The organism is Mesorhizobium sp. C372A, assembly GCF_030323245.1.
GTDB lineage: Bacteria > Pseudomonadota > Alphaproteobacteria > Rhizobiales > Rhizobiaceae > Mesorhizobium.
On sequence record NZ_CP100475.1, the window covers coordinates 4,018,930 to 4,043,543 of the forward strand.

At 63.2% G+C, this 24,614-nt stretch carries 22 protein-coding genes and 2 tRNA genes; 20 read left to right on the forward strand and 4 right to left on the reverse strand.

Going from position 1 to position 24,614, the window contains the following annotated elements; all coding sequences use genetic code 11:
• Positions 1 to 108: 108 nt before the first annotated feature.
• From oiaX to derI, 15 genes are all read left to right on the forward strand, one after another.
• Positions 109 to 1,359 carry a 3-oxo-isoapionate-4-phosphate decarboxylase OiaX gene (gene oiaX, locus NLY42_RS19065; protein WP_023753382.1) on the forward strand — a complete coding sequence of 417 codons (1,251 nt, stop codon included), beginning with the start codon at positions 109 to 111 and terminating at the stop codon, positions 1,357 to 1,359.
• 4 nt (positions 1,360 to 1,363) lie between these two features.
• Positions 1,364 to 2,698: a four-carbon acid sugar kinase family protein gene (locus tag NLY42_RS19070; protein ID WP_023753381.1), complete on the forward strand. Its 1,335-nt coding sequence runs from the start codon at positions 1,364 to 1,366 to the stop codon at positions 2,696 to 2,698.
• 236 nt (positions 2,699 to 2,934) lie between these two features.
• Positions 2,935 to 4,452: an FGGY-family carbohydrate kinase gene (locus NLY42_RS19075; RefSeq protein ID WP_023753380.1), complete on the forward strand. Its 1,518-nt coding sequence runs from the start codon at positions 2,935 to 2,937 to the stop codon at positions 4,450 to 4,452.
• Positions 4,449 to 5,225, forward strand: a complete 777-nt coding sequence (locus NLY42_RS19080; protein WP_023672603.1) for a DeoR/GlpR family DNA-binding transcription regulator — start codon at positions 4,449 to 4,451, stop codon at positions 5,223 to 5,225. Before NLY42_RS19075 ends, NLY42_RS19080 begins: the two co-directional genes overlap by 4 nt.
• Entirely contained in the window at positions 5,222 to 6,937 is a 1,716-nt protein-coding gene (locus tag NLY42_RS19085; protein ID WP_023753379.1) for a glycerol-3-phosphate dehydrogenase/oxidase, read from the forward strand. Before NLY42_RS19080 ends, NLY42_RS19085 begins: the two co-directional genes overlap by 4 nt.
• 324 nt (positions 6,938 to 7,261) lie before the next feature.
• Entirely contained in the window at positions 7,262 to 8,275 is a 1,014-nt protein-coding gene (locus NLY42_RS19090; RefSeq protein WP_023701690.1) for a sugar-binding transcriptional regulator, read from the forward strand.
• A gap of 27 nt (positions 8,276 to 8,302) precedes the next feature.
• Positions 8,303 to 8,953: a DUF2291 family protein gene (locus tag NLY42_RS19095; protein WP_023714401.1), complete on the forward strand. Its 651-nt coding sequence runs from the start codon at positions 8,303 to 8,305 to the stop codon at positions 8,951 to 8,953.
• Positions 8,950 to 10,488, forward strand: a complete 1,539-nt coding sequence (locus NLY42_RS19100) for a sugar ABC transporter ATP-binding protein (protein WP_023753378.1) — start codon at positions 8,950 to 8,952, stop codon at positions 10,486 to 10,488. The genes NLY42_RS19095 and NLY42_RS19100 overlap by 4 nt, the downstream gene beginning before the upstream one ends.
• Before the next feature lie 26 nt (positions 10,489 to 10,514).
• On the forward strand, positions 10,515 to 11,648 hold the full coding sequence (locus NLY42_RS19105; protein ID WP_023681691.1) for an ABC transporter permease: 1,134 nt from the start codon (positions 10,515 to 10,517) through the stop codon (positions 11,646 to 11,648).
• Positions 11,649 to 11,687: 39 nt separating this feature from the next.
• On the forward strand, positions 11,688 to 12,629 hold the full coding sequence (locus NLY42_RS19110) for a D-ribose ABC transporter substrate-binding protein (protein ID WP_081725422.1): 942 nt from the start codon (positions 11,688 to 11,690) through the stop codon (positions 12,627 to 12,629).
• 111 nt (positions 12,630 to 12,740) lie between these two features.
• Complete coding sequence (locus NLY42_RS19115) at positions 12,741 to 14,300, forward strand: FGGY-family carbohydrate kinase (protein WP_023753377.1); 1,560 nt, start codon at positions 12,741 to 12,743, stop codon at positions 14,298 to 14,300.
• Positions 14,297 to 15,814 (forward strand): glycerol-3-phosphate dehydrogenase, encoded by a 1,518-nt coding sequence (locus NLY42_RS19120; RefSeq protein ID WP_023753376.1) that lies wholly within the window; start codon positions 14,297 to 14,299, stop codon positions 15,812 to 15,814. The genes NLY42_RS19115 and NLY42_RS19120 overlap by 4 nt, the downstream gene beginning before the upstream one ends.
• Positions 15,814 to 16,752, forward strand: a complete 939-nt coding sequence (locus NLY42_RS19125; protein ID WP_023753375.1) for a sugar phosphate isomerase/epimerase family protein — start codon at positions 15,814 to 15,816, stop codon at positions 16,750 to 16,752. The genes NLY42_RS19120 and NLY42_RS19125 overlap by 1 nt, the downstream gene beginning before the upstream one ends.
• A 75-nt stretch (positions 16,753 to 16,827) precedes the next feature.
• Positions 16,828 to 17,595 (forward strand): triose-phosphate isomerase, encoded by a 768-nt coding sequence (locus tag NLY42_RS19130; RefSeq protein ID WP_023701685.1) that lies wholly within the window; start codon positions 16,828 to 16,830, stop codon positions 17,593 to 17,595.
• Positions 17,596 to 17,621: 26 nt separating this feature from the next.
• The gene (gene derI / locus NLY42_RS19135; RefSeq protein WP_023672592.1) at positions 17,622 to 18,059 is read left to right on the forward strand and encodes a D-erythrulose-4-phosphate isomerase; all 438 of its coding nucleotides are present in this window, start codon (positions 17,622 to 17,624) and stop codon (positions 18,057 to 18,059) included.
• 15 nt (positions 18,060 to 18,074) lie between these two features.
• On the opposite strand, the gene dhaL is transcribed toward derI, so the two are convergent.
• The 3 genes from dhaL to NLY42_RS19150 all read right to left on the reverse strand — a co-directional run bounded on the left by dhaL (position 18,075) and on the right by NLY42_RS19150 (position 20,030).
• Entirely contained in the window at positions 18,075 to 18,716 is a 642-nt protein-coding gene (dhaL, locus tag NLY42_RS19140) for a dihydroxyacetone kinase subunit DhaL (RefSeq protein ID WP_023706016.1), read from the reverse strand.
• Between the two features lie 24 nt (positions 18,717 to 18,740).
• Positions 18,741 to 19,748, reverse strand: a complete 1,008-nt coding sequence (locus NLY42_RS19145) for a dihydroxyacetone kinase subunit DhaK (RefSeq protein ID WP_023753374.1) — start codon at positions 19,746 to 19,748, stop codon at positions 18,741 to 18,743.
• A 207-nt stretch (positions 19,749 to 19,955) separates the two neighbouring features.
• Positions 19,956 to 20,030, reverse strand: a tRNA-Asn gene (locus NLY42_RS19150).
• Positions 20,031 to 20,261: 231 nt separating this feature from the next.
• Here NLY42_RS19150 and NLY42_RS19155 point away from each other — a divergent pair.
• The 4 genes from NLY42_RS19155 (at position 20,262) to NLY42_RS19170 (ending at position 23,286) form a co-directional block, all read left to right on the forward strand.
• Positions 20,262 to 20,522: a PGPGW domain-containing protein gene (locus NLY42_RS19155; RefSeq protein WP_027050334.1), complete on the forward strand. Its 261-nt coding sequence runs from the start codon at positions 20,262 to 20,264 to the stop codon at positions 20,520 to 20,522.
• Positions 20,523 to 20,857: 335 nt separating this feature from the next.
• A tRNA-Cys gene (locus NLY42_RS19160) sits at positions 20,858 to 20,931 on the forward strand.
• 109 nt (positions 20,932 to 21,040) lie between these two features.
• Positions 21,041 to 21,715 (forward strand): protein-L-isoaspartate O-methyltransferase family protein, encoded by a 675-nt coding sequence (locus NLY42_RS19165; RefSeq protein ID WP_023667707.1) that lies wholly within the window; start codon positions 21,041 to 21,043, stop codon positions 21,713 to 21,715.
• A 185-nt stretch (positions 21,716 to 21,900) separates the two neighbouring features.
• Positions 21,901 to 23,286, forward strand: coding sequence for a TolC family outer membrane protein (locus tag NLY42_RS19170; RefSeq protein WP_023753373.1), 1,386 nt, complete (start codon positions 21,901 to 21,903; stop codon positions 23,284 to 23,286).
• On the opposite strand, the gene NLY42_RS19175 is transcribed toward NLY42_RS19170, so the two are convergent.
• Positions 23,232 to 23,675, reverse strand: a complete 444-nt coding sequence (locus NLY42_RS19175) for a hypothetical protein (RefSeq protein ID WP_198022176.1) — start codon at positions 23,673 to 23,675, stop codon at positions 23,232 to 23,234. The genes NLY42_RS19170 and NLY42_RS19175 overlap by 55 nt on opposite strands.
• Here NLY42_RS19175 and NLY42_RS19180 point away from each other — a divergent pair.
• Positions 23,617 to 24,498 carry a PopZ family protein gene (locus tag NLY42_RS19180; protein WP_023753372.1) on the forward strand — a complete coding sequence of 294 codons (882 nt, stop codon included), beginning with the start codon at positions 23,617 to 23,619 and terminating at the stop codon, positions 24,496 to 24,498. The two genes, NLY42_RS19175 and NLY42_RS19180, sit on opposite strands and share 59 nt — an antisense overlap.
• Positions 24,499 to 24,614 lie beyond the last annotated feature (116 nt).

Genomic DNA, 24,614 nt, shown 5'->3' on the forward strand with positions numbered 1-24,614 from the left:
GTACCCCGCCAGACAGGATATCACTTGCAAAGCTTATGTACTCATTATACCAGGTTTCGACGATCAAGGAACTCTTTTCGAACCCCCTGCGGCCTCAGACAACGAACCATGATCACGTTCACCTACCGCATCGAGACATCAGGCAGCATCGAGAGGCTGGCAGCCAAGATCGCCAGCGACCAGTCGACTGGAACCTTCGTCGCGCTGCCCGGCGAGACCGAGGAACTGAAAGCCCGGGTGGCCGCGCGTGTCCTGGCCATTCGGCACCTGCCGGACGCACTTCGCCCCTCCATTCCCGAGGCCGGCAACGGGCCGTTCAAGCGCGCGGATGTCGACATCGCCTTTCCATTCGATGCCATCGGCCACGACCTGTCGGCTCTGATGACCATTGCCATCGGCGGCGCCTATTCGATCAAGGGCCTAACCGGCATTCGCGTTGTCGACATGAAGCTGCCGGAGCAATTCCGCGGCGCGCATCCAGGTCCGCAATTCGGCGTCGCCGGCAGCCGCAGGCTGACAGGTGTCACGGATCGGCCGATCATCGGCACCATCGTCAAGCCGGCGCTGGGGCTGCGGCCCCCCGAAACCGCCGCGATGGTGGGCGAGCTGATCGCCGCCGGTGTCGATTTCATCAAGGACGATGAGAAGCTGATGAGCCCAGCCTATTCGCCGCTGGCGGAGCGGGTAAAGGCAATCATGCCGCTGATCCTCGACCACGAGCAGAGGACCGGCAAGAAGGTGATGTACGCCTTCGGCATCTCGCATGCCGACCCGGACGAGATGATGCGCAATCACGATCTGGTGGCCAAGGCCGGCGGAAATTGCGCGGTGGTCAACATCAACTCCGTCGGTTTCGGTGGCCTGGCCTTCTTGAGAAAACGCTCCAGCCTGGTGCTTCACGCTCATCGCAACGGCTGGGACATCCTCACCCGCCATCCCGGCCTCGGTATGAACTTCAAGGTCTGGCAACAGTTCTGGCGGCTGCTCGGCGTCGACCAGTTCCAGATCAACGGCATCCAATCGAAATACTGGGAGCCGGACGCGTCTTTCGTCGAGTCCTTCAAGGCGGTGACGACGCCGATTTTTGCCCCTGAGGATTGCGCCTTGCCTGTGGCGGGCTCCGGCCAATGGGGCGGGCAAGCGCCCGAGACCTATGAACGGACCGGCCGGACCGTCGATCTGCTCTATCTGTGCGGCGGCGGCATCGTCAGCCATCCGGATGGACCGGGCGCCGGGGTGCGTGCCGTGCAGCAAGCCTGGCAGGCGGCGGTCGACGGCATTCCGCTGGCGGAGTTCGCCTTGAGCCATCCCGAACTGGCGCGGTCGATCGAAAAGTTCGGCGACGGCAAAGCGGCCTGAAGCGATGCAAGATCTGCTTCTCAGCTATTATGGCGATGACCTCACCGGTTCGACCGACGTCATGGAAGCGCTCGAACTCGGCGGCGTGCCGACCGTGCTGTTCATGCGCCAGCCGGACGCGGCCATGCTTGCGCAGTTCGCACATTGCCGAGCCGTTGGCCTGGCCGGCACCAGCCGCAGCGAAACCCCGCAATGGATGGACACGCATCTGAGCGATGCCTTCGCCTGGCTGAAGACGCTGAATGCCGCGATCTGTCACTACAAGGTCTGCTCGACCTTCGATTCCAGCCCGACCATCGGCAGCATCGGTCGCGCCATCGAGATCGGCCGCTCGGTCTTCGCGCAGGACAGCGTGCCGCTGCTGGTCGGGGCGCCGCAGCTCAAGCGTTACACGGCCTTCGGTCATTTGTTCGCGGCCTATCGCGAAAAGTATTTCCGCATCGACCGCCATCCGGTGATGAGCCGCCACCCGACGACGCCGATGGATGAATCCGACCTGCTGATCCATCTGTCGCGGCAGACGGAGCTCACATCGGGGCTGGTCGATCTCGCGACGTTGCAGTCGGTGTCGCGCTCGGAAGCCTTCGACCGCTTGCTCGCTGAGGGCACCGACATCGTACTTGTCGATGTCGACAGCCTCGAGACGCAGGCGCTTGCCGGCAAGGGGATATGGCGCGCCCGCAAGCCGGGCGGTTCGTTCATCGTCGGCTCGTCCGGGATCGAATATGCGCTGCTGGCCGAATGGGTGTCGAGTGGGACAGTCAGAGCTGAGCCAGGATTTTCGCCGCCAGGTGCCGCCGACCGGATCGCGGTCGTCTCGGGCAGTTGTTCGCCGACGACCGAACGACAGATCCGGCACGCTTTGACCGACGGCTTCGATGGCATCGAGGTCGATCCCGTCGAACTGATCTCCGAAGCTTCCGGAGATGCGATCGCACGCGCGACGGCAGCCGGTCGCGCCAGTCTGGAAGCCGGGCGCAGCGTCGTTCTCTACACGGCCCTTGGACCCGCGGCCGATAGGGGGGGCGAAATCGACCGCCAGGAAGGCGCCCGCCACAAGCTCGGGCGGGGCCTCGGCGAACTGCTTCGCGCGCTGACCATCGAGCAGAAGTTGCAGCGCGTGGTCGTTGCCGGCGGCGATACGTCGAGCCACGCGCTCGGCCAGATGGGTGTCGATGCGCTGACCGTGCGGATGCCGTTGCCGGCGTCGCTGGGCTCGCCGCTTTGCGTCGCTCACTCGCGCGTCAAGGCGATCGATGGGCTGGAGGTGGCACTCAAGGGCGGGCAGGTTGGAACCGACCGCTATTTCAGCGCCATCCGTGACGGCCTTAGCAGCTGATTACGCGTCGCCTGGCAACCGCGAGATCCATTCATGCCCTCTAACGGCGCGGTAGCGGTTTTTGTCGCGCATGTTGACGTTAAATTCACATAAAGATATGGGTGTTTTGTCGGGGCAAGGTACTTTTGCCATTTTATCCGCCTTGCTCTATCGGGGTTGTCGCCATGTGTTTCGCCCTTGCATCAGACTGCAGGATCGCCCTGTAGCAATCGCCAATGCTGAAAGAGGCGGTGATCATGCCCAGCCTGCTCGGAATCGATAACGGCCTCACGGTCACCAAGGCGGTCATCTTCGATGCCGACGGCACGCAATTGTCCGTGGCGCGTCGCCGGGTGCCGCAATCGATGCCCCACGCGCGCTGGGTGGAGCGCGACATGTCAGGCCTGTGGCAAGCAACAGCCGACGCCATCAAGGAGGCGATCGCGCTCGCCGGCAGGCCGGCGGAAGACATCAAGGCGGTGGCGGCGACCGCGCATGGCGATGGTCTCTATCTGCTCGATCATGATCGTCAGCCTTTGGGACCAGGCATCCTGTCGCTCGACAGCCGCGCCGGCGACATTGTCGACAGGTGGTCCGCCGGTACCGTTTTCACCGATGCGCTGGCGACGACAGGCCAGACGCCGCATGTTTCGGCGCCGTCGGCGCTGCTGGCATGGCTCAAGCAGAACGATCCTGATCGCTATGGCCGCATCGGTCATGTGCTGGCCTGCAAGGACTGGCTGCGCTTTTGCCTGAGCGGCACGATCGGCACCGACCGCACGGAGGCAAGCACCTCATTCACGGATTTCCGCACGCAAGCCTATGCGCCTGAGGCGCTGCGCATCTTCGGGTTGGAGGATCTGTTCGACGCGCTGCCGCCGGTGGCGCATTCCGCTGAAATCGCCGGTCAAGTCACCGCCGATGCCGCCGAAAGGACCGGCCTTCGCAAGGGAACACCGGTCGCCTGCGGCCTGCACGACGTGGCCGCCTCGGCGCTTGGCATGGGCGGCCATGAAGACGGCGTGCTCGCCATCGTCGCCGGCACCTATTCCATCAATGAAGTCGTCTCTTCGCAACCGCGCGTCGACCGGCGTTGGTTCTGCCGCAACGCCATCGACGCGGGCCGTTGGAACAACATGTCGATCTCGCCGGCCTCGACCGCGAACTACGACTGGTTTCTCGACACGTTTTGCCGCGCGGAGCAGGACAGGACGGATGGCGGCTCCCTCCACGAATTGCTGGCGGGAGAGATCGACGCGGCGTTGAAGAAGCCTTCGACCATCCTGTTTCATCCCTATCTGTTCGGCTCTCCCTATGGCGATTTGGCCAGCGGCAGCTTTGTCGGCCTGCATGGCTGGCACAATCGCGGCGACATGCTGAAGGCGGTTCTGGAAGGCATCGCCTTCAATCACCGCACCCATGTCGAGGCTTTGCGCGAAGGCTTTGCTATCAGCGAGATCCGCCTGACCGGCGGCGGCTCGCGTAATCCTGCCTTCGTGCAGATGTTTGCCGACGTGCTGAACGCCCCGGTCACCGTCACCTCGACGGATGAGACCGCGGCCCTCGGTGCCGCGCTTTGCGCAGGTGCCGCGGTCGGGATCTTCGCGACGCCGCAACAGGGCGCCAGGCAGGTCGGGATGACGGAGCGGACGTATCAACCCGTGCCCGCCTCCAGTGCTGTGTTCAATGAGCGGTTTTCGCTCTACTGCCGCATAGCCGAGCAGCTGAAGTCGCATTGGCCTGATATCGAAAGGCTGGCGGGGGTAAACGCATGATCAAGGCCGACGAACGACGCGAAGAGATCGCCGATTATGTGATCAAGCTCGGCCAGGTGCGCATCGATGATCTGGTCGAGCATTTCGGCGTGTCGCGCATGACCATCCACCGGCATATCGACCGGCTGGCGCAGCAGGGCGTGCTGCGCAAGCTGCACGGTGCGGTGACGGTCCAGCCTTCCGGCCTCTACGAGAGCGCTTTCCGCTACCGGGTGACCGTCAATCGAGCCGAGAAGGATGCACTGGCGCGGGCGGCACTGGATTATATCGAGGCCGGCCAGGTGGTGATGCTGGACGATTCATCGACGGCAAACGCGGTCGCGACACTGCTGCTCGACGTCAAGCCGCTGACCGTCATTTCCAACAGCGTTTCGACGGCGGGCCAATTGATCAATGTGGACGATATCGATTTCATCTGCCTCGGCGGCCAGTATCATCCCACTTACAATGCCTATATCGGCATTGTCTGCGAGAACGCCGTGGCGCAGTTGCGCGCCAATGTGCTGATCTGTTCGGCTTCGGCCGTCACCGGAACCACTGCTTTCATCCAGGATCCGAATGTCGTGCGGGTCAAGCAGGCGATGATGACCGCCTCCGTGAAGCGCATCCTTTTGGTCGACCACGCAAAATTCGACCGGATCGCGCTGCATGTCTTCGACGATCTGACCAGTTTCGACGCCGTGCTGGTGACCGAGGGCCTGGGCGATGCGCAGGCGCAGAGCCTCGAACGGGCGGGGGTGAAGTTGCGCATCGTCAAGACGAAGGCGCCATGAACCCAGCAGATGGAGCCGGGGCGGACAATCCCGCAGGGCGTCTCGCCGCGATGGCCGGGACCGGCGAAGTCGACGTCGTCATTCTTGGCGCCGGCATCAACGGGGCTGGGCTGTTTCGCGATCTGTGCGCGCAAGGTGTCAGCTGCCTGATCGTCGAAAAGGCGGATTTCGGCTCGGGCACCAGTGCCGCGCCGTCGAGGCTCATCCACGGCGGCTTGAAATATCTCGAGACCGGCGAGTTCGGGCTGGTGGCGCAGTCGACGCTCGAACGCAATCTGCTTCTTCAAAACGCGCCGCACTATGTCAGCCCGCTGCCGACCGTCATCCCGATCTTCTCGTGGAGCAAGGGCATGCTCGCGGCGTTGCGAACGCTGTTCGGCTCGACCAGCGCGCCGCGCAGCCGCGGCGCCATACTGATCAAGATCGGCTTGATGATCTACGATTTCTACGGTTCACGAAACCAGGTCATGCCGCGCCACCGCATGGTCGGGCGGCGGCAGGCGCTTGTTGAGATGCCGGCGCTCAATCCGGCGATCGTCGCCACCGGCACCTACTACGACGCCAAGATAAGTCACCCGGAAAGGCTGGTGCTGGAACTGATCCTCGACGGCTTGCAGGCTCACGCGGCGTCTGCCGGTGCCAACTACACGACACTGGCGGCTTCAGCCAATGGCGTGCTCACCTTCCAGCCGGAAAACGGCGCGGCCTTTTCGGTGCGGCCGAAGCTGGTGGTGAACGCCGCCGGTCCGTGGATCGACGACGTCAACGCGCTGCTTGGTGCTCCATCGAAGATGATCGGCGGCACCAAGGGCTCGCATATCCTGTTAAGGCATGACGAACTGGTCAAAAGCCTCGCCGGGCGCATGCTCTATTTCGAGGCCGATGACGGCCGCATCTGCCTGGTCTACGACTATCTCGGCCTGGCGCTGGTCGGCTCGACCGACATCAAGGCCGACAATCCGGACGCGGTCCGCTGCGAACCCGAAGAAGTCGACTATCTGCTCGACAGCGTGCGAACGCTGCTGCCGGGCATGGCGTTCGAGCGCGACCAGATCGTCTACGCCTATAGCGGCATCCGGCCGCTGCCGACGTCCGAGGCGTCGACACCAGGGCTGATCAGCCGCGATCATTCAGCGCCGGTCGCCGAGCCGGACGGCAACAGGCCCTTTGCAGTCATTTCGCTGGTCGGCGGCAAATGGACGACGTTCCGCGGCTTTGCCGAGGAAGTCGCTGACACGGTACTCAAGCGCCTGCAGCGCAGCCGCAAGGTGACGACGCGAGCCATGCCGATCGGCGGCGGGAGGAATTTTCCGGCCAATGCCGCCGCGCGCGCGGACTGGCTGGCTAAGGCACAGCAGGCAACAGGCGCCGGGGAAAGGCGCCTTGACCAATTGCTGTCGCGCTACGGGACCAGAGCCGTTGAGATCGCCAGGCACGGGTCGGATGATGAGGGTCGTCGTCTGCCGGACTCGGACGGCTACGGCAAGGCGGAAATCGACTACATCGTGCGCAACGAATTCGTCGAACATCTGGCCGATGTCGTTATGCGCCGCAGCACGTTGGCGATAGGCGGCTCGCTGACGAGCCGCGACCTGCAGGAGATTGCCGCGATCGCGGGGCGGGCGTTGGGGTGGAGCACCGAGCGCCTCACGCGGGAGGTCGAATCCGCTGTTGTCGAGCTCGAGGGCAGGAACCTGATGCGGCTGGACTGATCGCTTGATCGCCGACGCCTAGCTTTTCCTGAGGCAATCCGATCGATTTGCCCTTGTTGCGCCGTGTGCATCACCTTCCCATTTTGCACCCGGATTGGGATTTGCCGGCGCCTACGGGCTCATGCTGTCACTGGATACGGTAACACAAATTGACGTTAAATTAACACTACCGTATGGTCATATTATATGCTTACCTTCTAATAGGCTCGCGTTGGCTGCGGAACGTCGGCTGAGGCAACCATCTGCGGAGGGATTGACAGCGGTGCAAAGGTATGAAAATTTTTGCACACAAAGATAATATTATCACCCTGGGGAGGGGATGGCTTGAATTCCGGCGGAAGCGCAAACCGCGACCATGAATCCAGCCTCGCCACGCGCGCGGCCTGGCTGCACTATGCCGGTGGTCTGACCCAGGCCCAGGTGGCCAAGCGGCTTGGCCTGACCAGCCTCAAGGCGCATAGGCTGATCACCAAGGCCAACCAGGAAGGTCTGGTCAGGGTCTTCATCGACGGCGACGTCGCCGAATGCGTCGACCTGGAACAGCGCCTGATCGCCGCCTTTGGGCTCCACTATTGCGAGGTGGTTCCCGATCTCGATCAGGACGAACTGCCGCTGAAGGGGCTGGGCATTGCAGGCGCCCAGTTCCTGAAGCGCGAAATCGATCGCGGCGAAGACATGCTGATCGGCGTCGGCCATGGCCGCACGCTTGCCGCCAGCGTCGAATATCTGACGCGCGCAACTGCTGCTCACATCCGTTTCGTCTCGCTGCTTGGCGGCGTGACGCGCAAATTCGCCGCCAACCCGCACGACGTCATGCATCGCCTGGCAGAGCGGACAGGCGCGCAGGCCTTTGTGATGCCGGTGCCTTTTGTCGCCAATACCGCCGAGGACCGTGAAGTGCTGCTTGGCCAACGCGGCATCAGCGATGTGTTCGCTCTCGCCAGCCGGTCCGACCTGATGTTCGTCGGAATAGGCACGGCCGAGCGGGAGGCGTCGCTGGTCGCCACCGGCATGATCGAGCCTTCCGAAATCGATGAGGTCAAGCGGGACGGCGGCGTTGGTGAATTGCTGGCGCATTTCTTCGACGACAAGGGTGGTCCGGTCGAAACGGCGCTGTCGGAAAGAATACTGGCGCTTCCGCGGGATCAGTTGAAGGGCCGCAGGATCGTTGCCGTCGCCGGCGGCAAGGTGAAGGTGCGCGCCATCAAGGCAGTACTCGAAAGCCGTTATCTCAGCGGCCTGATCACCGACGAATGCACGGCCCGCGCGCTGGTCGAGCTCGACGATGCAGCCGGGACCGCGAAGCGCCGCGTGAACGGAGGAACTTCGAATGCGTGACAACGGAAAATCGCTGGTGGTTGCATCATGAGCGCGAAGGCTGCCACCGCCCGGCAAGCTTCGCCCCGCTTGCGCCGGGTGCTTGCCGGCGCCGCGGTTGTGGTTCTGCTCGGCGCCATGGCGCTCGACACCAAGGTGATCAAGATCGGCTCTGCCGGCGATGTCCGCAACGCCGTGTTTTCGGCGGCCGACTACGGCAAATCTGAATTCCCCAAGGTGCAAGCCGATGTCGAAGCGCGTGCCGCCGACGCCGCGACGGTGGCGACGGCGATCGCCAAGGACAGGGCGACGGCCGAAAAGGAATATGGCGTGCCGGCGGGAGTCGGACCGGTCATCTCGGTCAAGTTCACCGGCGTCGTCGGCGAGGGAAAATCGGGCATCTACAAGGTCGCCGTCGACGGTTTGCCGGACACGTTGACCGTCCGCGTACAGACTGGGCCGGCGATCAACGGCACCGAGCTTCGCGACGCCACCGGCAAGATCACCTTTGGTCAGTTCACCAACCAGATCGAGTATCAGGACGCCGGCTCGGCGCTGAACAACGAGATGAAGAAGGAGGTGCTGGCGAAAGTCGACACCAGCGCCTTGACCGGCAAGACAATAGCGGTGGTCGGCGTCTTCAAGCTGGTCAATCCGAAGAGCTGGCTGGTCACACCGGTGAGGCTGGACGTCAAATGACAATGGCTGCCGGCACAGAACCCGCGACTGGCGATGCCGTGCTTTCGGCGCGCAATGTCGTCATGTCGTATGGCGGCGTCCACGCGCTCAAGGGCGTCAATTTCGACATCCATCGCGGCAAGGTCACCACCCTGTTCGGAGAGAATGGCGCCGGCAAATCGACGCTGATGAAGATCCTGTCCGGCGTGGTGACGCCGACATCCGGCGACATCGTACTCGACGGCAATCTCGTCAGCTTTGCCTCGTCTTCAGACGCGCGCGATCGCGGCATTTCGATCATCCACCAGGAGCTCAGCCTGGCGCCGAACCTCAGCGTTCGCGACAACATCTTCATGGGCCGCGAACTGCGCACCAGAACCGGCCTCGACTTCGCCGAGGAGTCGCGCCAGGCGCGGGCGCTGATGGCCGACCTCGAAGAAGACATCGATCCGATGACCCTGGTCGAGGACCTGCGCCTGGGGCAGCAGCAGATCGTCGAGATCGCACGCGCGCTGTCGGTCGATTCCCGCATCCTGATCATGGACGAGCCGACCTCCGCGCTGAGCGCCACGGAGGTCGAAGTGCTGTTCAAGGTGATCCGCGACCTGACCAGCCGCGGCGTCTCCATCGTCTACATCTCGCATCACCTCGAAGAGGCGCTGCAGATCACCGACTACGCCGTCGTGCTGCGTGACGGGGCGATCACGGCGACGGCCGAGGCCAAGGACATCGACCTCGAATGGATCGTCCGCAACATGGTGGGCGAGAATTTCGATCTCGGCTCGCCGCCGACCGGCCACGAGTTCGGCGCGGTGACGCTGTCGATCGAGGATGTCAGCGTCACCGACGCTTCGGGTTCAGGCTACGTCGTCGATCATCTGTCGCTGGATGTCAAAGCGGGCGAGATCGTCTGCATCTATGGGCTGATGGGCGCGGGCCGCACGGAATTGCTGGAGGCCGTCGCCGGCCGTGTGCCCATGGCGGGCGGGCGGGCGCTGCTGGAGGGTGAGGACGTTTCGGGACTGACCATTGCCCAGCGCATCGCCCGAGGTCTGGTTCTGGTCCCCGAGGATCGCCAGCGCGATGGCCTGGTTCAGACCATGACCGTCGGCCGCAACCTGTCGCTTGCCAGCATCGAGGCATTCGCCAAGGGGCTCTTCCTCTCCCGGCAGAGGGAGCGCGCACTGATCGACGATTCGATCCGCAAGGTGACCATCAAGACCGCGGGCGGCAACGCCATGATCGGATCGCTGTCGGGCGGCAACCAGCAGAAGGTCGTCATAGGCAAGATGCTGACGACGAATCCCAAGGTCATCCTTCTCGACGAGCCGAGCCGCGGCATCGACGTCGGCGCGAAGGCCGAAGTCTTTCGCTTGCTCAGCGAGCGTGCCGCGCAAGGCCTGGCGGTCGTCTTCTCGACCTCGGAGGTCAATGAGTGCCTCAGCATCGCCCACCGCATCGTCGTCATGCGGCGCGGCAAGATTTCAGCCGAATTCGGCGCCAACGCCACCAAAGAGCAGATCATGGCCGCCTCCGGCGAAGCCGTGGTCGCCTGACCACAGAATTTCCGGAGCCCCGACCCATGAGCGATGTCAGCCAGGCCAGCAAACAGTCCAGCCCCAATGCGGGCGGAGAGGGCTTCGACGTGGCCAAGCTGCTGCTCGAAGGCCGGGCCTTCTTTGCCCTGATCGTCATCATTGTCGTCTTCTCGATCCTGTCGCCCTACTACCTCTCGGTGGCGAATTTCCTGACCATGGCTTCGCATGTCGCCATCTTCGGGATTCTCGCCATCGGCATGCTGCTCGTCATCCTCAATGGCGGCATCGACCTGTCGGTGGGGTCGACGCTCGGGCTTGCCGGCGTCGTCGCCGGTTTTCTGATGCAAGGCGTGACGCTGACCTGGCTCGGCGTCGTTCTCTATCCGCCGGTCTGGGTGGTCGCGGTGCTGGCCTGCATGCTGGGCGCCGCTGTCGGGCTGATCAACGGCGTGCTGATCGCGCGGTTCAAGGTTCCGGCCTTTGTCGCCACGCTCGGCGTCATGTACATGGCGCGCGGCCTGGCACTGCTGATGACCAGCGGCCTGACCTACAACAATCTCGGCGGCAAGCCGGAGTTGGGCAACACCGGTTTCGACGCGCTTGGCTTCAACCGTCTGTTCGGCGTGCCGACCGGCGTGGTGGTGCTGGCGGTCATCGCGCTGATCGGCAGCATCGTGTTGAACCGCACCGCGTTCGGGCGCTGGCTCTACGCCTCGGGCGGCAATGAGCGCGCCGCCGAACTGTCCGGCGTTCCGGTCAAGACTGTGCAGATTTCGGTCTATGTGCTTTCAGGCATCTGTGCCGCCATTGCCGGCCTGATCCTGTCCTCGCAGTTGACCTCGGCCGGACCGACCGCTGGCACCACTTACGAACTGACGGCCATCGCCGCCGTCGTCATCGGCGGCGCCGCACTCACCGGCGGGCGCGGCAACATTCGCGGCACCCTGCTCGGAGCCTTCGTCATCGGCTTCCTGTCCGACGGTCTGGTGATCATCGGCATCTCATCCTACTGGCAGACAGTGTTCACCGGCGCCGTCATCGTGCTCGCCGTGCTCCTCAATGCCGTTCAGTATCGCCGCCGTAGCAAGCTTCCAGCTTCGACGGGCGGCCAACCGACTTCTCAGAAACGGGGGAAGGCCGAACCGGCCAATCCTGCCCAAGGGAAGACTGCCAGCTGACTGGCAGCAAGACCGCGTAAAATCATTGGAGGAATGTACATGAAAATCGTGCTTAGAAGTTTGCTTGCCGCCGCGATGGTGGTCGGGTTTAGCGCAGCCGCATCGGCCGCGGGCCTGATCTCGATCATCGTCAACGATCCGGCCAACCCCTACTGGCTGACCGAAGGCAACGTTGCCAAGGCCGAAGCCGAAAAGCTTGGCTATACAGCCAACGTCGCCGCCCACAAGGGCGACACCAATACCGAAAGCAATCTGATCGACACCGCCATCACCAACAAGTCGGTGGCGATCATCCTCGACCCGGCCAATGCCGATGGTTCGGTCGGCGCGGTGAAGAAGGCAATTGCCGCCAACATCCCGGTTTTCCTCGTCAATGCCGAGATCAACCAGGAAGGTCTTGCCAAGGGACAGCTCGTCTCCAACAACGCCCAGGGTGCGGCTCTCGGTGCCCAGCAGTGGGTGCAGGCGGTCGGTGAAAAGGGCAAGTATGTCGAACTGCTCGGCGCCCCGTCGGACAACAACGCCGCCACGCGCTCGAACGGCTACGCGACTGTGCTCAGCCAGTATCCGGATCTCGAAAAGGCCGCTTCGCAGGTCGCCAACTGGGATCGTACCCAGGGCCATGACAAGATGCAGAGCATGCTGCAGGCCAATCCCGACATCATCGCCGTGATCAGCGGCAACGATGAAATGGCGCTTGGCGCGGTTGCGGCGCTGAAGGAAGCTGGCAAGCTCGCCGGCATCAAGGTCGGCGGCTTTGACGGTTCCCCGGATGCGGTTGCGGCCATCAAGTCCGGCGAACTGCAGTACACCGTGCTTCAGCCGGTGGCCATCTTCTCGGCCAAGGCTGTGCAGCAGGCCGACTCGTTCATCAAGTCGGGCGCTACTGGCGCCACCAGCGAGAAGCAGCTGTTCGATTGCCTGCTCATCACCAAGGACAATGTGGACAAGTACACCGCACCCTTCGTGCTGTCGGAATAAAAACCTGCTCAGGGGGTGTCCTTTGCGGACACTCCCTGGCTCTTCCATGGCTTCGAGACAACAAAGACTGCTCCTTGTGACTTGCCTTCATAACCATCCGGAACTTGCGGCATGAAAGACCTGCTGATCGGGATCGACGCGGGAACGTCCGTGATCAAATCGGTCGCTTTCGATCTATCGGGGCGGCAGCTCGACATGGCATCGGTGACCAACAGCTTCGTCACGCTGGAAGGCGGCGGCGCCGAACAGGACCTTAATCAGACCTGGCGCGACATGGTGCTGACCGTTCTCGATCTGGCGACGAAAATTCCAGACCTCGCGCGGCGAACCGCGGCCGTCGCGGTCACCGGGCAGGGCGACGGCACCTGGCTGATCGATGGCGACGGCATGCCGGTCGGGCGCGCGTGGCTCTGGCTCGATGCGCGCGCCGGACATCTGGTGGACGAGATGCGCGGCGATCCCCGGGATCGCACGCGGTTCGAGATCACCGGCACCGGGCTCAACGCCTGCCAGCAGGGCGCTCAGCTCAGCTGGCTGAAGAAAAACAGCCCGGAAATCCTGGAGCGCGCCGCCACTGCCTTTCACTGCAAGGACTGGCTCTATTTCAAGATGACCGGCGAGCGCGCCACCGATCCTTCGGAGGGAACATTCACCTTCGGCGATTTCCGCGCGCGCAGCTATTCCGACGAGGTGCTCGACATTCTCGATCTGACGTCGCACCGCCGCCTGCTGCCCCCCATGCTCGAAGGCACGACCGACCATCATCCGCTTTCTGCGTCGGCAGCAGGCGAGACCGGCCTGCTTGCGGGCACGCCGGTGGTGCTGGGCTATGTCGACATGGTCAGCACCGCGCTCGGCGCCGGCCTCTATGATCCAAGCGGCAATGTTGGCTGCACGGTCATCGGCTCGACCGGCATCCACACGCGCCTGGCGCGCACAGCCGACGATGTCATCCTCAACGACAACGCGTCCGGCTACACGATCGCCATGCCGGTTCCCGGCGCCTATGCGCAACTGCAATCCAACATGGCGGCGACGCTCAACATCGACTGGCTGCTCGGCCTGGCGCGCGACGTGCTGACCGCCAGCGGCGCCAAGCCTTCGCGCGACGAATTGCTGAAAGCGCTCGATGTCTGGGTCGAAGGATCGGAACCGGGGTCGCTGGTCTATCAGCCCTACATCTCGCTTGCCGGCGAACGCGGACCGTTCGTCGATCCAGACGCGCGCGCGGGCTTCATCGGGCTTTCCGTCAAGCACGGTTTTGGCGATCTGGCGCGCGCAGTTCTCGAAGGATTGGCCTTCGCGGCCCGCGATTGCTACCAGGCAATGGGCAGCGTGCCCGGCGAAATCCGCCTGTCTGGCGGCGCCGCGCGCAGCCCGTCGCTGCGCCGTATCATCGCTGCGGCGACCCGCGCGCAAGTCAGGACCAGCAGCCGCCAGGAAGCCGGCGCCGCGGGTGCGGCGATGATGGCCGCGGTCGGGCTCGGCGTCTATCGCTCCATGGATGATTGCTGCGCCGAATGGGTGACGCCGCTTCTGGGCGAATGCGACGCCTATGACGAGGCGCTTTCCCAAACCTACGATGCGCTGTTTCCATCCTTCGTCGCGGCGCGCCAGGCGCTGCGGCCGGTGTGGAAGGGCATGGCGCACCGCACAGGAGCAAAGTCTTGAGTGATACGTCAGATATTGTCGATCTCTTCGTGATCGGCGGCGGCGTCAACGGCGCCGGCATAGCGCGTGATGCTGCCGGTCGCGGGCTGTCGGTCATCCTGTGCGAGAAGGACGATCTTGCACAAGGCACCAGCTCGCGCTCCGGCAAGCTGGTGCATGGCGGTCTGCGCTATCTCGAATATTACGAGTTCCGGCTGGTGCGCGAAGCGCTGATCGAACGCGAGGTGCTGCTTGAGGCGGCGCCGCACATCATCTGGCCGATGCGCTTCGTGCTGCCGCACAGCCCCGAAGACAGGCCGGCATGGCTGGTTCGGCTCGGGCTGTTTCTCTACGACCATCTTGGCGGCCGCAAGCGGTTGCCGGGAACGAGGACGCTGAACCTGAGGACCGCGCCGGAAGGGGAGCCGATCAAGGACGAATTCAAGCGCGGCTTCGAATATTCCGACTGCTGGGTCGATGACGCCAGGCTGGTGTTGCTCAATGCGCTCGACGCCAGTCAGCGCGGCGCAAAAGTCTTCACCCGCACCGCCTGTATTGCTGCCCGGCGCGAAGGCGGCATGTGGTCCATCGACATGCAGGATGGCCGCACCGGTGCGGTGACGAAGGTCCGCGCACGCGGGCTGGTCAATGCGGCTGGGCCGTGGGTGAATGACATCGTCAGCCGCGTCGCCGGGCAGAATTCCACCCGCAACGTTCGCCTGGTGAAGGGCAGCCATATCGTCGTGCCGAAATTCTGGGAGGGGCGGCAGGCCTATCTGATCCAGAACAACGACAAGCGGGTGATCTTCGTCAACCCGTATGAGAACGATCTGGCGCTGATCGGCACGACGGACATTCCCTACGAGGGCCGGCCCGAAGAAGTGGCGGCCGAGGCCAGCGAAATCGATTATCTGATCAAGGTGGTCAATCGCTATTTCAAGCGACAGCTGACCGCGAAAGACGTGGTTTACAGTTTCTCGGGCGTGCGTCCGCTCTATGACGACAATGCCGACAACCCGAGCGCGGTGACGCGCGACTACATCTTCGAACTCGACGCCCCGAACGGTGGCGCGCCGCTGCTTTCTGTGTTCGGCGGCAAGGTCACCACCTTCCGCAAACTGTCCGAACATGCGCTGGAAAAGATCCAGCCCTTCTTTCCGACCATGAAGAAGGCCTGGACAGCCAAAATTCCCCTGCCGGGAGGCGACCTGCCCAACGCGGATTTCGAGCAGTTCCTGGGCGATCTGCACGCCGAGTTTTCGTGGCTTAGCCCGTCGCTGGTGAAGCACTATGCCCGCAGCTACGGCACGCGCACGCGCGCCTTGCTGAAAGGCGTAAAAGGCGAAGCCGATCTCGGACGTCGTTTCGGCCCGGATTTCTATGAGCTCGAAGCTGTCTTCCTGTTCGAGACCGAATGGGCGATGACCGCCGCCGACGTTCTCGAACGCCGGACCAAACACGGGCTGCATATCAATGCGGCCGAGCGGAAAACATTCCAAGACTGGTGCACAAAGACAATGGCGGCGGTGAACTGATGGCCTTCACGCTTTCGCTGAACACCAACCCGCTGGTCAATCGCTTCGCCGATCCCGACGATCTGATCGACGCCATTGCCTATGGCATCGGCATCCGCGACGTGCAGCTGACGCATGAATTCGTCAATCCGGGCTGGCCGGCGGCAACGATCGCCAAGTTCGTTCGCCTGTTCAACAGCGCCCTGGCGCGGACCGGCGTGCGGATCACTTCGGGTATGACCGGTCCCTATGGCCGGCTCAATCATTTCGGCCATCCGGACGCGGATGTGCGCCGCTATTATGTCGATTGGTTCAAGACCTTCGCCGACATCTCCGCCGAACTCGGCGCGTCGGGCATGGGCACGCAGTTCGCCATATTCACCTACAAGGATTTTGACGATCCGCAGCGGCGCGCGGCGCTTCTCGACATCGCGCTCGAATGCTGGCGCGAAGTGGCCGAGCACGCCAAGGCGGCGGGCCTGACCTACCTTTTCTGGGAACCGATGTCGGTCGGCCGCGAGTTTGGCCACACGATCGAAAGCTGCGTCGAATTGCAAGGCGCCGTCGATGCGGCCAAGCTGCCGATCCCGATGCAGATGATGGTCGACATCGACCATGGCGACGTGACCTCGCCCAATCCTGACGACACTGATCCCTATGCCTGGGCGAAAGCGTTCCCGTTGCAATCGCCGATCATCCACATCAAGCAATCGTCGATGAACAAGGGCGGGCACTGGCCGTTCACCGCCGCCTACAACAAGGATGGCCGCATCATCCCGCAGAAGCTGCTCGACGCCGTGCGGGCGGGTGGCGGAACCGACAATGAAATCTGCCTTGAACTTTCCTTCCGGGAGAGGGAACCGGTCGATCATCAGGTTATTGCAATGATCCGTGAGTCGGTGGATTTCTGGGCGCCTTACATCGACAGCGGCCGCGAAAGTCTCAAGCCTCGCGCTTGAGGCAAACCGCCGGCCCGAAGGCGGCGCAGACCCGGAAACACGCATCATTCGAATTTCGGATCGAAGGAGAGAAGAATGGCCCCATATTGGGTCGGCACGAGCTGGAAGATGAACAAGACGCTGGCGGAGGCGCTGCAGTTCGCCGAGGCATTGGCGGCGTTCGTGCCGGGCTTCGATCCGGCGATACAGCCTTTCGTCATTCCCCCCTTCACCGCGGTGCGGCAGGTCAAGGCGGCGCTCGCCAACACCCGCGTCAAGGTCGGCGCCCAGAACATGCATTGGGCCGATGCCGGTGCCTGGACGGGCGAGATTTCGCCGGTGATGCTGAGGGATTGTGGGCTCGACCTGATCGAACTCGGCCATAGCGAGCGCCGTGAGCATTTTGGCGAGACGGACAAGATCGTGGGACTGAAAACCGCAGCGGCAGTCAAGCACGGCTTCGTACCCTTGATTTGTGTCGGCGAGACGCTGGCCGAGCGCGAGGGCGGCCGCGCCGACGAAATCCTGACCGCGCAGGTTTTGGGCGCGCTGCAGGGTCTCGCAAACAATGAGTTGTCGGCAGAGATACTCTTTGCCTATGAACCGGTGTGGGCGATCGGCGAGAAAGGCATTCCGGCCAGCGCCGACTATGCCGACAAGCAGCAGGCGCTGATCAAGCAGGTCGCAGCAACCCGGTTGCCGACCGCCCCGCTTGTGCTCTACGGCGGCAGCGTCAATCCCGGCAACGCGGCCGAACTGATCGGCCAGCCGCATATCGATGGGCTGTTCATCGGCCGCTCGGCATGGCAAGCGGAAGGCTATATCGACATTCTCAAAAAGGCGTCGGCCGCCATCGCGCGCTGACCACGAAAACGAAGGAGTTTATTGCCATGAAGATCGCACTCGGAGCCGACAGCGCCGGCAAGCCGCTGCTCGATGTCATCGCCAAGCATCTCGCCACCAAGCCAGAACTGCAGGTCGTCGATCTCAGCCAGGCCGGATTCTACGCCGATATTGCCGCTGCGGTCGGCCACGAAATTGTCGACGGCAATTACGACCGCGCCATCCTGTTTTGCGGCACCGGCATCGGCGTCAGCATCTCGGCCAACAAGGTGCCCGGAATCCGTGCCGCGCTAACCCACGACACCTATTCGGCGGAACGCGCTGCGAAATCCAACAATGCCCAGATCATCACCATGGGTGCGCGCGTCATCGGCCCCGAACTGGCCAAATCGATCGCCGACGCCTGGCTGGCCTCGGAGTTCGATCCGAACGGTCCCTCTGCCGCCAACGTGCAGGCTGTCGACAAGCTCGACGCGAAGCGCTGAGGATCCGCTCCCGACCTAGCCGGTCAAGGCGATCCGCATCGCCTCGATGACGGTTACGGCGGACGCCGCGCCTGGATCCATATGGCCAAGCGAGCGTTCGCCGAGGCGGGAGGCCCGGCCCTTGGTGGCGATCATCGCCTTGGTCGCCTCCGCGCCGGCCTTTGCCGCCTCGGCTGCAGCCGCGAGGCTGCCGGCCAGCCCCTTGCCGGCGGCCAGTGCCTCGCCCGCAGCCGTCGCGGCCGGCGCCCACGCATCGATCATCGTCTTTTCGCCAGGCTCGGCCTTGCCGCGATCCTGAATGCCTCTGGCCATCGCTTGGAACATAGCGACCGCGTCGGCGTCGTCGAGCGTCGCCTTGCCCTTGACGGCGGCCGCGCCGCGCATGAATGCCGTGGCATAGAGCGGGCCCGAGGAGGCGCCGACGGCGTTGAGGAACGACTTCGCCGCCGTGTTCAGCAAGATGGTCGGATCGGTGGTGCCGGTATCCAATGCGGCCACCGCATCGCGTGCCGCGGAAAATCCAAGCTCCATCGCAATGCCGTGGTCGGCATCGCCGATCACCCCGTCAAGCGCGCACAACCGATCCCGGTCGGCTGACATAGCGTCGGCGATGGCCGCGAACATCGCGGCAAGGCGGGTGGTGTCGATTGTCGTCATCTGTTGTTCCTTGCCGTCCCCAGTTTACCCGGCGCGAAACATGGCGCAGTCGCAAGGGTGGTCGAGCATCGTTTGCAACTCGTCGTCGAGGTGGTGCAGCGTGATCGAAGCGCCGGCCATTTCGAGCGAGGTGCAGTAATTGCCGACCCAGCTTGCGTGAATGGATACACCGATATCGTCAAGCCGCTGCTTCACGCGCCGGTTCATGATGTAGAGTTCCATCAGCGGTGTCGAACCCAGCGAATTGACCAGCACGGCGACCTTCTCGCCGCGTGCCGGCGGCATCTCGGCGAGAATCCTGTCCAGCATTTCGTCAGTGATCTCGTCGGCCGTTTTGAGTTTTCCGCGTGCGACGCCGGGTTCGCCATGGATGCCCATGCCGATCTCCATCTCGTCGGGTCCGATTTCGAAATTCGGCCGGCGGGTTTGCGGCAACGAACAGGGCGCCAATGCGACGCCCATGGTAAAGGTGTGGTCGTTGGCTTTCCCGGCAATGCGTTCGCATTCATCGAAAGACAACATGCGGTCGCAGGCGGCGCCTGCCGCCTTGAAGATGAAGAAGTTCCCTGCGACACCGCGCCGCTTGTGCCTGTCGCCAACCGGCGCGGAAGCGACGTCGTCGGTGCTCAGCACCGTGCGCACCTCGATGTCGTCCATCGCGGCCATCTCGGCCGCCATGTCGAAATTCATGACGTCGCCGGCATAGTTGCCGTACATGAACAGCACACCGGCGCCGCCGCTCGCCGCCTTGGCGCATTCGAGGATCGGGTCGGGCGGCGGAGAGGCGAAGACATTGCCGATCGCCGCCGCGTCGGCCAGCCCCTTGCCGACGAAGCCGAGAAAACTCGGCTCGTGGCCCGAGCCGCCACCAATGACGAGGCCTACCTTGCCTTGGCGCGGTCCATCGCGGGCGATGATCGAGCGCGGGCTTCCGTCAACGGCTTTGAGATGGCGGGGATGCGCAGCCAGGATGCCTTCCAGCATCTCGTCGACGGCGCGATTGCCGTCATTGATGATCTTCTTGGTTTGCACCAACGTCCTCCCGATTTGGTATTTTCATAGATGATACCGGGCGTTATCAGGCTGCCTTCGGGCGAGGGCAGGGGCGCGATGCCCACCAAACTGCCTCGATCGGCTTCGTAGCTGTTACCAGCCGTTCTGGCAGAAGCTAAGCGGACCGAAGTGCGCGGACAATGGCGCTGTAGTGTACAAGATCGCACCACGGCTTAGAAAAGGCGGTGGCTCCCCGGGCCGGATTCGAACCAGCGACCAACCGGTTAACAGCCGGTTGCTCTACCACTGAGCTACCGGGGAATAGAGGCTCTCATGTGAGTGGCGCAGCCTATAGCAAACCCTTTTCGGCTTTGCAAAGAAGCATTTCGCATTTTTTAGCGCATTTTCACCCAATGGTTTCTGGCAATCGCCGGATGACACCACATATGAGCCGTCTTGGGCGCCGTCGGACCTTGGTCGGCGGAACCTGAAAGGCGATTGCAGCCTTTAGCGCATATGGCTTTATCGAAGGCAACCGGATCGACTTTCGACATGACTGCAGCAGACGAAAACCAGGCACCGGCGCGGAAAATCTCGGTGTTCGGGCGCGAGTTCACCATGCCGCGCTCGCGCGGGCTGAGGATCGCCATCGGTATCGTGCTGGTGTTTTTCGGCCTTCTCGGTTTCCTGCCGATTCTCGGCTTCTGGATGATTCCGCTCGGCCTTTTGGTGCTTTCCTACGAATTTGCCGCGGTGCGCCGCCTGCGGCGCCGGTTCGTCGTCTGGTGGGAACGGCGTCGCCGGCCAAATTGAAAGCGATGGCGCGCGGTCCCGGTTCAGTGGACGCTTCGCTTCCAGCCCCCCGCAGACCTTCCCCTCGAATATCTCCTTGAGAACGGCAGCCCCTGGTGTCAGCCGCGCGTTTACGGTGAAAGCCAGTTTGCACCCGCTGCGTAAAGCTGCGGGTTCGAGTTTCGCCGGTCGCGCAGCCATGCTTGAGGAGCGGCCAATATGCCGGTGCGCCAAGCGCTGAAATCGCTCGGGAACCACGTTGCGGCGGCTGATGAGGAAAGCGCGCCGGAATGCCGCGCGGACGCTTGACGACCTTTCGCTGCCACCATATTGAGTTCGCTCGCCGGGAGCGATGAGGCCTCGTGGCGGAGTGGTTACGCAGAGGACTGCAAATCCTTGCACCCCGGTTCGATTCCGGGCGAGGCCTCCAATCGCTTCAACTCCCGCATGCCGGGGGCTTGAGTTCCGGTCGAATGCGCCGCAGTGTCGGCGCGACAAGCGCATTTCAGCGCATTGGCTTTTGACGGATTGGTTGGGACATGAGCGCTGATTTCTCCGAACTTCGCGTCAAGATGGTCGACGGCCAGGTACGCACCACCGATGTGACCGACGCAGCATTGCTCGACGCCATGCTTGCCGTGCCGCGCGAGGCCTTTGTCGGGGCCGGCCAACAGGCTCTCGCCTATATTGACGAGGATATCCGCATCTCCGACGGCGCCGATGGCAGCGGTGCGCGCTACCTCATGGAGCCGTCGCCACTGGCCAAGCTTTTGCAGTTGGCCGAGATCGACGCCGGCGATTCGGTGCTCGATGTCGGCTGCGGCACCGGTTATTCCGCGGCGCTGCTGTCCAGGCTGGCCAAATCCGTCGTGGCGCTGGAAAGCGATACCACACTGGCGGAAGCAGCCAAAGCGGCGCTTTCGGCGCAGGGCTGCGATAACGTCACCGTGGTCACCGGCCCACTGCCGCAAGGTCATGCCGCCAAGGCGCCCTACAATGTGATTCTCATCGGCGGCAGCGTCGAGAAAGTGCCTGCGGCGCTGCTTGACCAGCTTGCCGAAGGCGGCCGGCTGGTGGCTGTGGAAGGGCAGGGCAATGCGGGCGTAGCCCGGCTCTTTTTCAATGCAGGGGGGGTTGTAACCGGAAGACGGGCATTTAATGCGGCAATTAAGCCACTACCCGGATTTGAACGCATTCATGCCTTCGAGTTCTAAGTGATTTTGCCTTGCAGCAAAGACTCTGTCATGTTGGCTTGCGATTGAACAATCGTTGCTGATTGGTTAACCGGGGTTTCGGGAGGCTGTCAGCGGGGGAACGATACATCGACGCGGCGCTGGCCGATCCCTAGGGATGGGCTGGCGTGGCGTGGTTCCCGTGCAAAACGAATGAGGGATATAAAGTGCCGTCCTTAACCAAGAGTTTGTTTGTTACTGTCCTCATTTCCGCGACAGCGCTTTCGCCGATAGCCGCCTCGGCGGAAACCATTCTCGGCGCGCTTTCCAAGGCCTACCAGAACAATTCCTCGCTGAATTCGGCCCGTGCCGGCGTGCGCGTCACCGATGAGGGCGTGGCGATCGCCAAGTCGGGCTATCGCCCGGTGATCACTGGTTCGGCTGATATCGATTACACCTCCAGGCACCTGAACGGCAGGAACGCGAGCCTGGCATTGACCACCGGCAGCTTCGGCGTTCGGATTGATCAGACGCTGTTCGACGGCTTCCAGACCAAGAACAGGGTCGCGTCGGCCGCTGCACAGGTGAGGGCCTCGGTCGAGGGCCTGCGCAACACCGAAGAGAACACGCTGTTCAACGCGGCGAGCGCCTATATGGACGTGATTCGCGACCGCCAGGTGGCGGTGCTGACCGAACAGAATCTGCAGTTCCTGACCGAGCAGGCGCGCGCGGCACGCTCGCGCTTCGAGGTCGGCGAGGGCACGCGCACCGATGTGGCGCAGGCCGACGCGTCGCGTTCGGCCGCGGTGGCGCAATTGAGTGCCGCCCGTGCGCAGGCTCTGGCCAGTGCGGCAACCTATCATCAGATCGTCGGTGACGAGCCGGGCAAGCTCAAGGCCGCGTCGCCGTTGGCGAAGCTGTTGCCGAGGAGTCTCGAGGCGGCGATCGGCATTGCATCGAACGAGCATCCGGCCATCCTGGCCGCCCTACATTCCGTCGATGCAGCCGGATTTGATGTAAAGACGCAGGAGGGTGCGTTGCTGCCGCAGTTGACTGCCAGTGCCGGCCTTTCCCATGTCTATCAAAATACCGTACCTAGCGCGGGGGATTCGGACGGCGATTCCAATGCCGCCACCGTTGGCGCGACGCTGACCGTTCCGATCTATTCGGGCGGCCGTACCTCCGCACTCGTTCGTCAGTCGAAGGAATCGCTCAGCCAAGCTCGCATCGAGGTGGATGTCAGCCGTGACTCGGTGCGCCAGGCCGTGACCTCGGCATGGACGCAATACATCGCAGCGCGTGAAAGCGTCGACGCTAATCGGCAGGTGATCGCGGCCGCACAGTTGGCGCTCAACGGCGTCATCGAGGAGCGCAATGTCGGACAGCGCACCACGCTCGACGTGTTGAATGCCCAGAACGCCGTCATCTCGGCAAAGATCGACCTCGCCAGCTCCGAGCGCGATGTGGTTGTAGCGAGCTACGCCATCCTGTCGGCCATGGGCCGCCTGTCGGCCGATCGCCTGGCGTTGAATGTGGTGAAGTACAAGCCTGAAGAGCACTACAGAGCCGTCAAGGACAAATGGATCGGGCTGCGTACGCCGGACGGTCGTTGATCGCGACTGAGCGGTTCAAATCCCGCCAAGATTGAAAGTATCGTAGCGCCGCGCTTCCCAAGGATGCGCGGCGTTTGTCTTTTGTAGCCTAAATTGTTGAAATCCGGCGTCTTCCGAGATTGGGGATTCTCGGATGGCGATCCGTCGGCTACGCTGTCGCCATGATTCGTATCCGGCTTTGCCGGACAGGAATCCAGGAACGGGTCACTACAGCGCCACGCGTCCGATGGATGCGCAAAGGAGGCTGTAGAACTTTGATTTTGCGCCTGATCCTCTTCGAAAATCGAAGATCGATTTTCGGGATCATGCGCGGCGGCGGCGGGTGTGACGATGGCGACGGCAAGCAGCGCACAGCGCGAACCTTCCATGGAAGAAATACTGGCTTCCATCAGGAGGATCATCGAAGACAGCGACACCGGCCGCAAGCTGCCGGGCGACGCCGATGAGTTGCGCCAGGACCTTGTGCCGGCCGCCGGGCCTGTTTCGGATGTCGAGGCCTTCCGCAGCGAATTGCACAGCTCGACCGAAAGCAAGAAGCCGGTGACGCTGGCCGAGGTGCAGGCCCAACTGGCCGAGCCGGTGGTTGCGCGGCTGGAGCCGCGCTCCGAGCCGTCGCCAGTGAAGCCTGCCATTGCGGCAAATGCCACGACCGCCGCGCCACCCGCGCATGCTCCGATGACATTGGCGGAAGTAAGCGCCAAGATAGCCAGTGAGCCAGCTCCCGCCGTCAGGGCAGAAGCTGCAGTGCGGGCAAAGACGGAAACCACCGACTCGATCGTCACGGATTGGCGCCGCGAAATCGCGGCCGTTGGCAATCAGGCAAAACCGGCTGACACAGTACGGCGGCCCGAGATCAGGCAGCCGGAGACTGAAAATCGGCAGGCAGCAATCGCGGAGGTCGAGGCTTTCGAAGACGATCTCGCTGCCGAGCCGGCTTTCGAGCCTCGTCCTTCGCGCAGCGAGCACGCGCGCCCGGCCGATACAACCCCGGCCCGTCCGGCGATCGTTTCGGAACATACGGGACGGCAGGTCGCAGCCGCCTTCGGCGAGCTCTCCGACGCCTTCGCCAGCCGCAGCAAGAAGACCTTCGACGAGATGGCCGAGGAGATGCTGCGGCCGATGCTGCAGGACTGGCTGGACAACAACCTGCCGACGCTGGTCGAGCGCCTGGTACGCGAAGAAATCGAGCGCGTCGCGCGCGGCGCGCAATAGGCATCACCACAGCCCGTTCCGGATTAAAGCGCCGCCTTCGGGCGGCGCTTTCTCGCTGCAGGCCAGCGTCCGGCTGATGTCGCGAATGCGATCAGCTTCCCGTCGGGATCGCTGAC

Bases quoted from the DNA above. Each gene is read 5' to 3' on its own strand.
- NLY42_RS19165 (WP_023667707.1), top strand. From the start codon at position 21,041: ATGAGCGCTGATTTCTCCGAACTTCGCGTCAAGATGGTCGACGGCCAG.
- NLY42_RS19075 (WP_023753380.1), top strand. From the start codon at position 2,935: ATGCCCAGCCTGCTCGGAATCGATAACGGCCTCACGGTCACCAAGGCG.
- dhaL (WP_023706016.1), bottom strand. From the start codon at position 18,716: ATGACGACAATCGACACCACCCGCCTTGCCGCGATGTTCGCGGCCATC.
- NLY42_RS19100 (WP_023753378.1), top strand. From the start codon at position 8,950: ATGACAATGGCTGCCGGCACAGAACCCGCGACTGGCGATGCCGTGCTT.
- NLY42_RS19095 (WP_023714401.1), top strand. From the start codon at position 8,303: ATGAGCGCGAAGGCTGCCACCGCCCGGCAAGCTTCGCCCCGCTTGCGC.
- NLY42_RS19105 (WP_023681691.1), top strand. From the start codon at position 10,515: ATGAGCGATGTCAGCCAGGCCAGCAAACAGTCCAGCCCCAATGCGGGC.
- NLY42_RS19110 (WP_081725422.1), top strand. From the start codon at position 11,688: ATGAAAATCGTGCTTAGAAGTTTGCTTGCCGCCGCGATGGTGGTCGGG.
- NLY42_RS19115 (WP_023753377.1), top strand. From the start codon at position 12,741: ATGAAAGACCTGCTGATCGGGATCGACGCGGGAACGTCCGTGATCAAA.
- oiaX (WP_023753382.1), top strand. From the start codon at position 109: ATGATCACGTTCACCTACCGCATCGAGACATCAGGCAGCATCGAGAGG.
- NLY42_RS19130 (WP_023701685.1), top strand. From the start codon at position 16,828: ATGGCCCCATATTGGGTCGGCACGAGCTGGAAGATGAACAAGACGCTG.
- NLY42_RS19080 (WP_023672603.1), top strand. From the start codon at position 4,449: ATGATCAAGGCCGACGAACGACGCGAAGAGATCGCCGATTATGTGATC.
- NLY42_RS19125 (WP_023753375.1), top strand. From the start codon at position 15,814: ATGGCCTTCACGCTTTCGCTGAACACCAACCCGCTGGTCAATCGCTTC.
- NLY42_RS19070 (WP_023753381.1), top strand. From the start codon at position 1,364: ATGCAAGATCTGCTTCTCAGCTATTATGGCGATGACCTCACCGGTTCG.
- NLY42_RS19085 (WP_023753379.1), top strand. From the start codon at position 5,222: ATGAACCCAGCAGATGGAGCCGGGGCGGACAATCCCGCAGGGCGTCTC.
- NLY42_RS19180 (WP_023753372.1), top strand. From the start codon at position 23,617: ATGGCGACGGCAAGCAGCGCACAGCGCGAACCTTCCATGGAAGAAATA.
- derI (WP_023672592.1), top strand. From the start codon at position 17,622: ATGAAGATCGCACTCGGAGCCGACAGCGCCGGCAAGCCGCTGCTCGAT.
- NLY42_RS19175 (WP_198022176.1), bottom strand. From the start codon at position 23,675: ATGGAAGCCAGTATTTCTTCCATGGAAGGTTCGCGCTGTGCGCTGCTT.
- NLY42_RS19155 (WP_027050334.1), top strand. From the start codon at position 20,262: ATGACTGCAGCAGACGAAAACCAGGCACCGGCGCGGAAAATCTCGGTG.